Source organism: Staphylococcus sp. HMSC62B09 (assembly GCF_001839115.1).
In the GTDB taxonomy this organism is placed as follows: Bacteria; Bacillota; Bacilli; order Staphylococcales; family Staphylococcaceae; genus Staphylococcus; species Staphylococcus haemolyticus.
The window spans coordinates 31,281-44,445 of the sequence record NZ_KV840121.1 but is presented as its reverse complement, the minus strand read 5'-3'; the positions used below and the strand labels follow the sequence as shown (position 1 = coordinate 44,445).

13 protein-coding genes and 1 riboswitch are annotated in these 13,165 nt (G+C 33.1%); of the genes, 4 read left to right on the top strand and 9 right to left on the bottom strand.

Annotated features, from left to right (window positions below):
• The 3 genes from HMPREF3265_RS03635 to HMPREF3265_RS03625 are packed head-to-tail and all read right to left on the bottom strand — an operon-like array spanning position 1 to position 2,332.
• The gene (locus HMPREF3265_RS03635; RefSeq protein ID WP_070839897.1) at positions 1-609 is read right to left on the bottom strand and encodes an aminotransferase class IV; all 609 of its coding nucleotides are present in this window, start codon (positions 607-609) and stop codon (positions 1-3) included.
• Positions 610-1,755: a chorismate-binding protein gene (locus HMPREF3265_RS03630; protein ID WP_070861048.1), complete on the bottom strand. Its 1,146-nt coding sequence runs from the start codon at positions 1,753-1,755 to the stop codon at positions 610-612.
• Positions 1,739-2,332: an anthranilate synthase component II gene (locus tag HMPREF3265_RS03625; protein ID WP_070861047.1), complete on the bottom strand. Its 594-nt coding sequence runs from the start codon at positions 2,330-2,332 to the stop codon at positions 1,739-1,741. Before HMPREF3265_RS03625 ends, HMPREF3265_RS03630 begins: the two co-directional genes overlap by 17 nt.
• Before the next feature lie 155 nt (positions 2,333-2,487).
• Positions 2,488-2,534: riboswitch (PreQ1 riboswitch) on the top strand.
• 159 nt (positions 2,535-2,693) lie between these two features.
• Here HMPREF3265_RS03625 and queC point away from each other — a divergent pair.
• The 4 genes from queC to HMPREF3265_RS03605 all read left to right on the top strand — a co-directional run bounded on the left by queC (position 2,694) and on the right by HMPREF3265_RS03605 (position 5,218).
• The gene (gene queC / locus HMPREF3265_RS03620) at positions 2,694-3,365 is read left to right on the top strand and encodes a 7-cyano-7-deazaguanine synthase QueC (RefSeq protein ID WP_070581432.1); all 672 of its coding nucleotides are present in this window, start codon (positions 2,694-2,696) and stop codon (positions 3,363-3,365) included.
• Position 3,366: 1 nt separating this feature from the next.
• Positions 3,367-3,786, top strand: coding sequence for a 6-carboxytetrahydropterin synthase QueD (gene queD / locus HMPREF3265_RS03615; protein WP_070678475.1), 420 nt, complete (start codon positions 3,367-3,369; stop codon positions 3,784-3,786).
• Positions 3,786-4,502 (top strand): 7-carboxy-7-deazaguanine synthase QueE, encoded by a 717-nt coding sequence (gene queE / locus HMPREF3265_RS03610; RefSeq protein WP_070441847.1) that lies wholly within the window; start codon positions 3,786-3,788, stop codon positions 4,500-4,502. The genes queD and queE overlap by 1 nt, the downstream gene beginning before the upstream one ends.
• A 104-nt stretch (positions 4,503-4,606) precedes the next feature.
• Positions 4,607-5,218, top strand: coding sequence for a DUF2273 domain-containing protein (locus HMPREF3265_RS03605; RefSeq protein ID WP_070581435.1), 612 nt, complete (start codon positions 4,607-4,609; stop codon positions 5,216-5,218).
• Between the two features lie 50 nt (positions 5,219-5,268).
• Here the strand turns inward: HMPREF3265_RS03605 and HMPREF3265_RS03600 are convergent, their stop codons facing one another.
• The 6 genes from HMPREF3265_RS03600 to HMPREF3265_RS03575 form a co-directional block, all read right to left on the bottom strand.
• Entirely contained in the window at positions 5,269-6,258 is a 990-nt protein-coding gene (locus tag HMPREF3265_RS03600; RefSeq protein WP_070861046.1) for a glycosyltransferase family 2 protein, read from the bottom strand.
• A 164-nt stretch (positions 6,259-6,422) separates the two neighbouring features.
• Positions 6,423-7,262 (bottom strand): aldo/keto reductase, encoded by an 840-nt coding sequence (locus tag HMPREF3265_RS03595; protein WP_070441856.1) that lies wholly within the window; start codon positions 7,260-7,262, stop codon positions 6,423-6,425.
• 239 nt (positions 7,263-7,501) lie between these two features.
• Complete coding sequence (locus tag HMPREF3265_RS03590; RefSeq protein ID WP_070441859.1) at positions 7,502-8,878, bottom strand: hemolysin family protein; 1,377 nt, start codon at positions 8,876-8,878, stop codon at positions 7,502-7,504.
• A gap of 555 nt (positions 8,879-9,433) precedes the next feature.
• The gene (locus HMPREF3265_RS03585; protein WP_070861045.1) at positions 9,434-11,407 is read right to left on the bottom strand and encodes a PTS fructose transporter subunit IIABC; all 1,974 of its coding nucleotides are present in this window, start codon (positions 11,405-11,407) and stop codon (positions 9,434-9,436) included.
• Positions 11,408-11,412: 5 nt separating this feature from the next.
• Positions 11,413-12,333, bottom strand: a complete 921-nt coding sequence (gene pfkB, locus HMPREF3265_RS03580; protein ID WP_070441865.1) for a 1-phosphofructokinase — start codon at positions 12,331-12,333, stop codon at positions 11,413-11,415.
• A gap of 2 nt (positions 12,334-12,335) precedes the next feature.
• The gene (locus tag HMPREF3265_RS03575; RefSeq protein ID WP_070441868.1) at positions 12,336-13,091 is read right to left on the bottom strand and encodes a DeoR/GlpR family DNA-binding transcription regulator; all 756 of its coding nucleotides are present in this window, start codon (positions 13,089-13,091) and stop codon (positions 12,336-12,338) included.
• Positions 13,092-13,165 lie beyond the last annotated feature (74 nt).

Sequence of the window (13,165 nt, the reverse complement as noted above, 5' to 3'; positions counted from 1 at the left end):
TTATAGATAAATAGACACATCGGCAACCTCTCGTAAACTATTTAGTAAATAGATACGTACCTGCTGATTATTTAATTTCTCGCTGAGTTCTGTTTTAGTATAATTTTTGATTGAAAGTTTTCCTTCATCTATAAGAGATTGACGCATGCACCCCAATAAAAAGTCGTTGTCATAACTCGGCGTATAGTATGTACCATCTTCCTCTATCATGATATTACCAATATCAAATTCCAGAATTTTACCTTTTTCATCATATAATAATATTAAATCTGTCTCATGATTGTGTGCTAAATGCTGGCGTTCTGTAGTTTTGTTAATGATATATCGTTCGTTATAATGCGTTTGAACTTGCTGAAATTTAGCCGTAAACAGCGACTTTTGAGATAAAGGTTTAATTACATAATTCATATCGCCAGTTTTATCTATTTCTATTTTAAGCCGGAACGTGCCCTGTTGATGATTTTTTATAACCTCTTTTACAAGATGTAACCAGTTCTCCTTTGAAAAGGCATAACCCAAACGTCCACATGATTGTTGTATTCGATTAGTATGATATTGAAGTCTTGGAATTTCACCATTTTCCAGACGCATCGTTTCAAACAAGTTCATTTATAACATCTCCAATATCTTTGTTTTATCTCGAAACTCTTGTACTTCTTTTTCAGGTATAGAATCAATTGTAATACCTGCACCCACACCGTAATGAACTTTCTCATTTCGATACTCAAGCGTTCGAATTGGAATATTAAATATCATTTTATCATCCGGAGATAATAATCCAATTGTGCCACAATAAATATTTCTAGGATTAGGCTCAAGCGCTTTAATGTATGACATCGTATTAAGTTTCGGTGCGCCCGTAATGGAACCACATGGAAACAGCGCTTTTAAAATATCAGTCAAACTCGTTTCAGCTTCTAATCGACCCGAGACCATACTCGTCATTTGATAAACAGTCTTATAACTTTCTATAAAGAATGGCTTATTAACGTGTATAGTTCCTGGCTTAGAAATTCTAGAAATATCATTACGCAATAAATCAACAATCATTACATTTTCAGCACGATCTTTAAGAGAGTTCTTCAATATGTCATAATTCATCAAATCTTCATCTTTATTAATACTACGTGGCATTGTCCCCTTCATCGGTTTACTTACGACTACATTTTCTTGGTTATTAAATGCCCCTTTTTGAAAGAATAATTCAGGAGAAATTGAGGCAACTTTAATCTCTTCTACATCTAATAATGCAGTATAACCATCATTATTTGTCTGGGTTAAATAATAATATAAATCGGAGATTGGGTAATGGATATCACTAACTAAACGTGTTGTATAGTTCACTTGATACGTTTCTCCATCAGTGATTGCGTCTTGAACTTGTTTGATCTTATCTTGCATTTCTGCATCACTCTCCAAAAAGCGAAACTTATGTTTAGGTATGTAGCTTTGTGAAAGATTGTTAGACAGATGTTTAGCCATATTAGGATTGAAACTATATGCAAGAGCTATGACTTGATTATTATCCAATTCATGCGTAGCCATTTCTTGATTAAAAAATTTTGCCGCTTCATATGTAAGATAAAGTGCTACGTAACGTCCGTTTGATTGTTCATCTTGAGCAAAGCGAACTACTGCACCGATGTCATTCAAAGTGTAAGCCACCTTTTTAGAGGCATACGTGTCAAAATTCAATGCTACTGTTTCAAAATGGTCAGGTGTCGTATAGTATCGATAATTAAATGCGATTTTCATAGTCTATCCCCACTTTTTCTAAAAATAGTCGTATCTGTTCATGACCATATTCACTTAAAATAGATTCAGGATGATACTGAACGCCATAAATAGGATATTTATTATGTTCAAAAGCCATTATAATCCCCTCTTCGTTATAAGCTGTCATATTTAAAACGGTAGGAATATGATTTCTATCTGCAATGAGTGAATGATATCTCATTACTTCAAACGATTGAGGTAGTCCTTTAAATAGTCCAGTTCCTCTATGAGTTAATGTTGTGGTATGACCGTGAACCGGCTTTAATCCATGAATAATTGTACCTCCATAATATTCATAAATAAATTGGAAACCTAAACAGACACCTAATATAGGAATTTCACCCTCAAATTGATTCATAATTTCAGTTAAAATTGGATAGTCACTAGGTTTACCTGGACCTGGCGAGATGACAATTGCCTCTACGTTAGATGACCTTAATAAATCAACGGAAACGTCATCTACCCCGTATACAACTATCTCTTTATCAGTTTCTGTCTTAAAATAATCTATTAAATTATATGTAAATGAATCTTTATTATCTATAACTATAATCATTTATGTCGCTCCAACTCTATGTTAAATAACTTCATCTATAACCTTATTATAATTAATAATTATTTGGAAATGTAAGGGTTTACTATTTATATTGCTTTAAAATATAGCTTGATTTTAAGAAGTGAATATATTACGCTAACTAGCGTACTAAAAACTCAAAAGAGGTTCCTAGCTGAAACCCTCTATAAAAAACTAGACAATAATCGAAATATTTAGTTTGAAGGTAACATTACTTTTATATAACTAGTTGCAATGTTTCTAAGTCTATCTTTTTTATAGAGATAGACTTTTTTATGTTCTCATGGCTAGGTTAGAGACGGCATAAAGTATGATCTAATCTTTTCAAAAAAGGAGAATATTCATGACAAAGCAAAATTTAAACAAGGACAAAGCCATTGTAGTATTTAGCGGAGGGCAAGATAGCACAACGTGTTTATTTTACGCTAAAAAACATTTTAAAGATGTTGAATTGGTAACATTTAATTACGGTCAACGACATGATGCAGAAATTGAAGTTGCTACACGCATCGCAAAAGAGCAAAATTTAAAACATCATATTTTAGATATGTCACTATTATCACAATTAACTCCAAACGCCTTAACACAACATGATATGGACATTGAAACTGGTGAAGACGGTATTCCAAACACGTTTGTACCAGCACGTAATTTATTATTCTTATCATTTGCTGGTGCATTATCTTATCAACGCAATGCCAAACATATTATTACCGGGGTTTGTGAAACGGACTTTTCAGGTTATCCAGACTGTCGTGATAGCTTTATTAAATCAATGAATGTAACGCTTAGTTTATCTATGGATAAAGACTTTGTTATTCATACCCCTTTAATGTGGTTAGACAAAGCACAGACATGGGAACTTAGTGACGAATTAGGTGTTCTAGATTATATTCGACACAATACACTTACATGCTATAACGGTGTTATTGGTGATGGTTGTGGAGAATGTCCAGCATGTCAATTAAGACAACGTGGTCTACAACATTATTTAGAAATAAAAGGAGCGAATTAAAATGATTCAACAACTTTATCCATCAGTTACCCACCCCTATAGTTTTGAACTTAATAAAGATTTTAATTTTTCAGCCGCGCATTACATTCCAAGTGAAGATGCCGGTAAATGTATGAGAACACATGGACATACTTACTTTGTTAATTTAACAATTGCAGGGGATAAACTCGATCATAATGGTTTCTTAATCAATTTTAGTGATTTAAAAAAACTAATCCACGACCAATTCGATCACTACTTATTAAATGATTTAACTCAATTTAAAGATAAGAGTCCTTCAACTGAAGTTGTAGCTCAAACAATATATAAAATGGTCCAAACTCATCTACAAAACTGTGATAATCAACCTCAATGTGTTCAAGTTTATCTACGTGAAACGCCGACTAGTTATGTCGTATATCGCCCAAAGGAGTATAAATAATGGCTGCTAAAATTCCAGTACTAGAAATTTTTGGACCTACGATTCAAGGTGAAGGACGTGTTATAGGTCGCAAAACGATGTTTGTTAGAACTGCAGGCTGTGATTATCGTTGTAGTTGGTGTGACTCTGCTTTCACTTGGGATGGAAGTGCTAAAGAAGACATTCAGTTAATGACAGCTGAAGAAATATATAATCAACTGAAAAAAATCGGTGGTGACCGTTTTGATCACGTTACGATATCTGGAGGTAACCCAGCACTAATTAAAGGTATACAAGATTTAGTGGATTTATTTGAAGAAAAACAGATATACACTGCTTTAGAAACTCAAGGAAGTAAATTCCAACCATGGATGAGACAAATTAACGATTTAACTATAAGTCCTAAACCACCAAGCTCCAATATGAAAACTAACATTGACATATTAGATAGTGTAATCGAACAATGCATTGAATCAACACTTAATTTAAAGGTTGTTATTTTTGATGATGATGATTACGAATTCGCCAAAATGATACATCATCGATACCCAAACATTCCTTTTTACTTACAAGTAGGTAACCCCTACCTAGATGATGATGTTGACAACCATACAGAGAAACTTTTGAGTCGATATGAAGCATTAGTTGATAGAGTGATGGCTAGTAATGATATGAACCAAGTTTATGTTTTACCACAGTTGCATACGTTACTGTGGAGTAACAAAAAAGGTGTTTAATAATTACTTTATAAATGAAAAATATTTTTTAAGTGTTTTGAAATGATTAAGTTTGTTTTAATTGGTATAATGTTCTAATGAACTATGTGAGATAGGAGTACAGCATGATTATATATGTATTGATTAATATCGCCGTAGTGCTTGGTGTACTCGGCTTTGACTTATATAAGCACCAATTCAAGCAACTTAAATTTAGCTCCGTATTAATAGCAATAACGATTAACGCTTTAATTAATGCTATCGTCATCGACAAATTTAATTTTATAACATTATGCTCAATCGCTTTTTTTATATGTTGGTTGGGACTTCAATATTACTTGAATCATCAACACTATACACTTATTATTTATGAGTATAAATCGATTGCCTTGATATTTTCTATCATAATAAGTTGCTCATTATTTATTACCTATGGATCAAGTGATCAATCCATTTACATGTCTGTTCCATACTTAGCGCCAACAATATTCTTAATAGGTGCTAGTGCGATATTTTTAGGTACTTTCTCTAGAGGAGAACTTGGAATTTTTAAATTTATAAAAAAGCTTAAATTTCCAATTACTATAGGCTATATGCTTATTATAATTTCGATTGTATTATTAACTATTTTGACACCATTCTGGTATATCTTCTTAATCATTTATATTCTTTTAGGTATCTATCTAGCATGGCAACTTAAAAATACTAATTTAAAACATCATATAGAAAATAATTAAACGCTTGAAGTTTCATCATTTAAAACTTCAAGCGTTTATTTTGATTTTTATTAATGTACTTTTTCTTTCTCTTGCTCTACTACTTTGAGATCGTGCGTTGGTTCTTTTAAATTTGATGCTTGCACAATATATTTAGGTCGTTGCTTAACTTCATAGTAAATTCGTCCAATATATTCACCTACTACACCAATAGAAATCAATTGAATTCCGCCAATAAGTAATACCGCAGCTATCGTTGTAAAATAACCAGGATTATTAATGCCATTGACCATTATACCTATCAGCAGATACAAGATATAAACGATACTTAAACTGAATATCGTCATTCCTAGATAAATCATCGCACGTAAAGGTTTATTATTAAATGAAATTAGCCCATCAATACCATAATTTAATAATTTAGTGAATGTCCATTTAGAATGACCCGCTTCTCGTTCTACATTTTGATATGTAAAGATTTTAGTATTATAACCAATCCATTCAAATAAACCTTTTGAAAAGCGATTATATTCTTTAAGAGAAGCCATTGCTTTAACTGCACGCTGACTCAATAATCTAAAGTCACCGACACCATCTATGAATTCAATGTCTTCGACAAAGCTATTTATCAATTTATAATATAACTTAGTCATTGACTTACGGGCTATGTTCTCTCCTGTTCGATCTCGCTTAGCAATAACTTGGTCATACCCTTCTTGGAATTCTTCTATCATTTGTGGAATGAATTCTGGTGGATGCTGTAAATCTCCATCTACCATCACCACAGCGTCACATTTCACACTATGTTGAAAACCAGCTATCATTGCTGATTCTTTACCAAAATTTCGGCTGAAAGAAATATATTTAACATGCAGATCTAAGCTTGCTAAATGTTGAACATGGTCGATTGTGTTATCTTTACTACCATCGTCGACAAATAAAAGGTCATAATCATACCCTTTGTCCAAGCTATCTTTCATCAAAATTTCAGTCAATTTGTCGTAAGTTTTTGTTACGACTTCACCTTCGTTAAAACAAGGCACAATGACTCTGATTTTCATTAAATTACATCCTTTTCATCATTCTTAGTACTATTTTATCAATAAAATAAATAACTATTCTACTAAAAACTATGTAATTAACAAATAATTAATAAAAATTAAATAAAAAAATATACAATCATTCTATAATTTTCAATGTCTGATTCCATTTAATAGAAACCAATTTATTTTAAATCACCTATACTCACTTCATCAGGATCTTTACCTTGACGCGCATTGCGATTTAAACTATCTATTTCAGCTATTTCTGTTAGTTCTAGGTTGAAATCAAATATATCATGATTTTCTCTTATACGTGATGGTGTTTTAGATTTTGGAATGACAACACGATTATGTGCCACGTGCCAACGTAATACGATTTGCGCTGGTGTTTTATCATACGCTTTTGCTAGTTTTGTTATAGTAGGATCGTCTAACAATCCTCTGTTTCTCATTAATGGCATCCATGCAGTAACTACTATATCATGCTTATCACAGAAATCTTGGACTTCTTGTTGATTAAAGTAAGGATGTACTTCAATTTGATTAACTTGAGGTACAATATTAGTTTCACGCATTAATTTTTCTAAGTGATGCACTTTGAAGTTACATACTCCAATTGCTTTTATTTTACCTTCTTCATATAATTTTTCTAATGCCTTATATGTTTCAATATAAAGTTCATTTTTTTCGCAAGGCCAGTGAATTAAATATAAATCGATATATTCTAAACCTAAATTATTTAATGAGCGATTAAAATATTCAAGTGTACTATCATAACCTTGATGGTCGTTCCATAGTTTAGTTGTAATAAACAAGTCTTCACGAGGCACTCCACTATTTTTTAGTGCTTTACCGAGTGCTTTTTCATTGTTATAAAAATATGCTGTATCAAATGCACGATAACCATCATCTAATGCAGCTTGAATCGCTGTTTCCATTTCTTCATCTGTAACCTTATAGACACCTAAGCCAAGTCTCGGCATCGGATAACCATTGTTTAAAATTTGTGTGTCATTTACCATAATATATTCTCCTAACGTTCTTGATAATTTTTAATCTATTAATAATTAGGATAACTCTAATCGAGTGTATTGAACAATTAAAAGGACTGGGACTGAATTCTTTAGAATTCGTTGTCCCAGCCCTCAAAATTGAAAAGAACTGAGAAACACTTCATTTAGAGCGCCTTCTCAGCTCAGTCAGCTTATGCAAATTTGCGATATAGCTTTGTATAATATTAATTCATCCAATACTCTTTAAATTATTCACGACTTTCATCGCTATTATCTTTTTTATCTTCACTTTCATCTTCGACTTTACCGAATGTTAGTCTATTATCGATGAACTCATATTTAAGTACAACCCAAACTAGTTGATGATTGTCCATTTCAGACACAATCCAACGATCATATTGCGTATCGATATGATCTTCAACTTGTAAATTAGTGTTGTGGGCTTGGAGCCAACCACCTATTGTATCAATGTCTTCTGAATCTTCAAATTCAATGTTGAATTTTTCATTGAGGTCATCAAGAAGGACACGTCCATTAATCTGATACGTATCTTCACCAAGTTTAACGATGTCATTTACTTCATCATCATCAAACTCATCACGTATTTCACCGACAATTTCTTCAAGAATATCTTCCATTGTTAAAATACCAGCTGTGCCACCGTACTCATCAATAATTAAACTGATATGTACGTGTTCACGTTGCATTCTAACTAACGCATCACTAATGGGAGTTGTCTCTGAAATCATTGGTAATTCATGGATATAATTATTGATTTTGATAGGTTTCCCAGAAGCATACTCTGTTAAGAATTCTTTAACGTTAATGAAACCTTTAATATGGTCTTTGTCTCCATCCTCAGTAATGGGGTAACGTGTAAATTGATGTTCTTTAATCGTCTCTAATAATTCGTCAACATTAAATGGTTCATTTAAAGTCACCATCTGAGTACGTGGTACCATGATATCTTTTGCATGTCTCTCATCAAATGAAAAGATATTTTGCATATAGTTTAATTCTGTTTGGTTGATTTCTCCACCATTATAACTGTTGTTAATAATGATCTTAATTTCCTCTTCTGACATAGCATCAGTTTGAGCGTCTGGATCAACACCCAACATTCTAATTATCACACGTGCTGAACCATTCATTAACCAAATCAAAGGTTTCATTATATTACCGAAATAGTACAATGGTCTAGCGTAAGTTAGGGCTAATTTTTCTGTATGTTGAATTGCTATAGATTTCGGTGCTAATTCACCTAATACTACGTGTAAGTAAGTCACTACGATGAATGAAATTACAAATGAGATTGTTGTAGTTAATGCATCAGGTAACTGTAATAAGTTAAATAGAGGATGCAACAATTTTTCAAATGTTGGTTCCCCTAACCAACCTAATCCTAATGAAGTAACTGTAATACCTAATTGACAGGCTGATAAATAATAGTCAAGATTCGCAATCATCTTTTTGACAATTTTAGCGCTACGATTACCTTCTTCAGCTAATTGTTCAATACGCGTTGAACGTACTTTAACTAATGCAAATTCTGAACCTACGAATACTGTTGTTAATGCTATTAATAGAAAAAATATTACTAAATTTATTAAGGTCACTGTATCCAATTAATTCCCTATTCCTAGGGATTCACCTCCAAATAAATGTGTCCCATATGGGTAACACGAATTTAATTCGTAATGTACTTTGACGATATAAACACATGTTAAGACCTTCCCATTGCGACACCCCCGAAAAAATGTATTACTTTTATTTTATCATATATTAATTACCAATAGTTGATTGTAACGCTTTTGATTAAAAAGTTACAACTTATCATTTAAAACTAATATTGCGTAATAGTCAAGAGAGGACTACACTAAAGCGCTTGGAAGTCACAAAGCATAAATTCTTTATCACTAAAACGCTTTTCTTCCTATGACATACTCTCATATGTCTACCCATTTTTACATATTTTAATGACTCTATATCAATTTGAAATGATAATGTTTTATTATCACTGTAATTTATGACTAAGACAAAAATGAAGTAAGACATAATTCATAATGAATTCATTATCTTGTCTTAATCTTGATAATATAGACTCCTCGTCTAGTTATGAAGAATAAATTAAAGTATTAAAAAATCTCTTGCCCAATTATTAGGGCAAGAGATTTTTATTTCTATTCATCCATAGCTTTTGAAGCTTCAATTTCGTTTTTAGTTACTTTTGGTTTCAATAAACCATACATAATTGCTGAAACAAGAGTACCTACAATTAAAGCAATTAATGTTTGTAAGATATGACTAAAGTCAGTCGCTGCAATAACAATGATACCACCGTGTGGTGCATTGATTCTTGAACCTAATGCTAATGCAATTGCACCACCTACACCTGAACCTACCATCATTGATGGGATCACACGTAATGGGTCAGCTGCAGCAAATGGAATTGCACCCTCAGTGATGAATGATAAGCCCATCACATAGTTTGGCACGATAGAACCACGTTGTTCTTTAGTGAATTTACGTTTAAAGAATATCATTGCTGTTGCGATTGCTAATGGTGGAATCATACCGCCTACCATTGCTGCTGTAATTGGTGCGGCATTTCCTTCTGTCAATGCTGCTGTGGCGAATACATATGCTGCTTTGTTAAATGGTCCACCCATATCGATAGCCATCATTGCACCGATAACTAAACCAAGTAATACAATATTTGAACCTGATAAGCTATTTAATCCATTTAATAATAAGTTATTTAACCATGCTGCTGGCGGGTTAAATGCATAAATCATTAATAAACCAGTGATAGTTACACTTAATAATGGATAAATTAACGTTGGTTTTAAACCTTCAACTGCTTGTGGTAAGCCACGTGTAATATATTTAATACCTTGTGTTAAGTAACCTGCTAAGAAACCTGCAATAATACCACCGATAAATCCAGAACCACCAGAAATTGCTAACATACCGCCAACTAAACCAGCTGCGAAACTTGGTTTATCTGCAATACTACGAGCGATGAAACCTGATAAGATTGGAATGATTAAGGCAAAGGCACTCTTATTACCTATATTCCATAATTGTTCTGCAAAAGCGTTGTGCTCAGAGCTTTTAGGGTCAAATGAGTTAGCCCCGAATAAGAATACAATAGCCATCAAGATACCACCAGCAATTACTAAAGGTAGCATATTTGATACACCGTTCATTAAGTGTTTATAGAACGCTTTACCAAAGCTTTGTTTCTCATTACTTTCACTATCTGTAGATTTAGAGTTACCACCACGTGCTACAAATGGTTTACGACTTGTATCAAGTGCTGTGTTAATAAGTTCTTCTGGTCGTTTGATACCATCAGCAACTGGTACTTCAACTACGTTTTTACCGTCGAAACGATCTGTTTCAACATGAACATCTGCAGCTACGATAACACCTGTCGCACGTTCGATGTCTTGTTGAGTTAAATGGTTTTTAATACCGCCTGAACCATTTGTTTCAACTTTCATTTTAACGCCCATTTTATCGGCTTGTTTTTTCAATGCATCGCGAGCCATATAAGTATGTGCGATACCTGTAGGACATGCTGTAACAGCTAATACATAAGGCTCATTAGTATCTGTCGTATTTGCAGAACCACTTGTCGCACCAGCGGTCGCTGCCTCTTGTTCTTGTACTTCTTTTTCCTCTTCTTTAGTTGCTTCATCATCCGCATTATCAATAATTTGAAGCACTTCTTCAGGAGAGTTAGCATGTAGTAAGCTTTCTCTCACTTTATCATCCATTAAAATACCAGATAATTTAGCTAGTGCATCTAAGTGTGTTTGTGCGCCACCTTCTGGAGCAGCAATCATAAAGAATAAGTGTGCTGGTTGACCGTCTAAACTTTGGTAATCCACACCTTCCTTAGATTTACCAAAAGCAATGGCTGGAGATTTTACTGCTGCTACTTTTGCATGAGGAATAGCAATTCCTTCTCCAATACCTGTTGTACTTTGTGATTCACGATTATGGATTGCTTCTTTAAATTTAGCAATATCACTTAACTTGCCAGCTTTATCTAATTGATTCACTAATTTATCAATGACACCATTTTTATCAGACGCTGATAAATCCATAGCAATTGTATCTTTTGTTAGTAATTCTGTTATTCTCATTAATTTTACTCCCCATCAAGTACTGTAATAGTAACCTGTGATTTAATTTTTTCTATATCTTCTATTGTCGCTAAATCTTCAGTAAATGCTGTTGCTGTCCCAGAAGCAACAGCTTGTTGAAATGCATCTTCAAGTGATAATCCGGATTCAAGACCTGCCACCATACCAGCAACAGTGCTATCTCCTGAACCAACCGTATTAACAACTTGTCCTTTAGGATTTTGAGCTTTTATACTACGTGCTTTATCTATATAAATTGCACCATCTCCACCTAAAGATATAATGACTGATTGTGCACCTTCTTTTAATATTTCACGACCATACTTAACAACATCTTGGTCGCTCTCAACAGTCATATCAAACATTTCTTCTAATTCATCTTTATTAGGTTTAATAAATAATGGTTGATATTTTAGCACTGTGTTAACTAAATCTTTTTCAGCATCAACCACCAATTTTGCACCTGTGCTTTGAGTTATTTCTGCAATTTGAGCATACGCATCACTTGGAATACTCTTAGGTACACTACCAGCAACAATGACTGTATCTTCCTTTGTTGTCTGTTTAATTTGATTTAATAATGCTAGGAATTGGTCATCAGTAATAGACGGTCCAGGTGCATTAATTTCAGTTTCGTCACCAGATTTAAGTTTTACATTAATACGTGTATCATCATCAACTTTAATAAAGTCCGTTTTAATTTGACTTTCTTCTAATGTCTGAGCTATAAATTCTCCAGGAAAACCTCCAGCAAATCCTAATGCTGTAGATGATACACCTAGTGTTTTTAAAACACGAGATACATTGATACCTTTTCCACCTGCAAATTTATAAGTAGATGTCGCTCTATTTAACCCTTTTATTTCAAATCCATTAGTAAACATAATGTAGTCAATAGATGGATTGAATGTTACTGTATAAATCATGATTAACCTCCTATAAACACGTACTTCTCTTTATATTGTTCAAAATGTGAAAGTTCTATTGTTTGCTTTGAAACCACCATTTCAACATGGTTTTGACTAATTGGCACATGTGCAAAATAAACTTCATCTATTTTTGAATGATCAAGTAAAACATATGATTGATTTGCTTGTTCCATGGCCTTCTCTTTTATTAGTGCCTCTTTTTCATCTGGTGTCGTAAGACCATATTTTAAATCTAAACCATTCATTCCTAAAAAAGCCTTATCAAAACAATAACGACTCAAGGTATCAAGTGCACTAGCACCTACTGTGGCAAATGTTGTTTCTTTAACCTGTCCACCTATCATCAGAGTTTTGATGCCTTGGTTAAGTAACTTTTCAACATGTGTTAATCCATTTGTAACCACTACAATATTTTGTGCTTTAATGAATGGAATCATTTCAATCGTTGATGAACCAGCATCCATAAAAATGCAGTCATTATCTTCGATGAGTTTTGCAGCAAATTGACCAATTACTCTTTTTTCTTTTAAATTTTGCGACAATTTATCCGACAGAATTGGTTCATTATTTCTATTACTATTTAATGTTGCTCCTCCATGAACTCTTTGAAGTCGACCTTGTTGTTGCAATTTCGATAAATCTCTTCTAACAGTTGAAGCGCTGCAACCTGTTCGCTCTATTAATTCTTGGAGTGTGAGAAAATCTTTTTTCTTTAATTCCTGAAGTATTAAGTCATGTCTTTTTTCAGAAATCATTTAACCACCCCGCTTCAACTCACATTATAATGTGTACGATTACATTTTTCAATCACAAATTGTCAAAATCAATC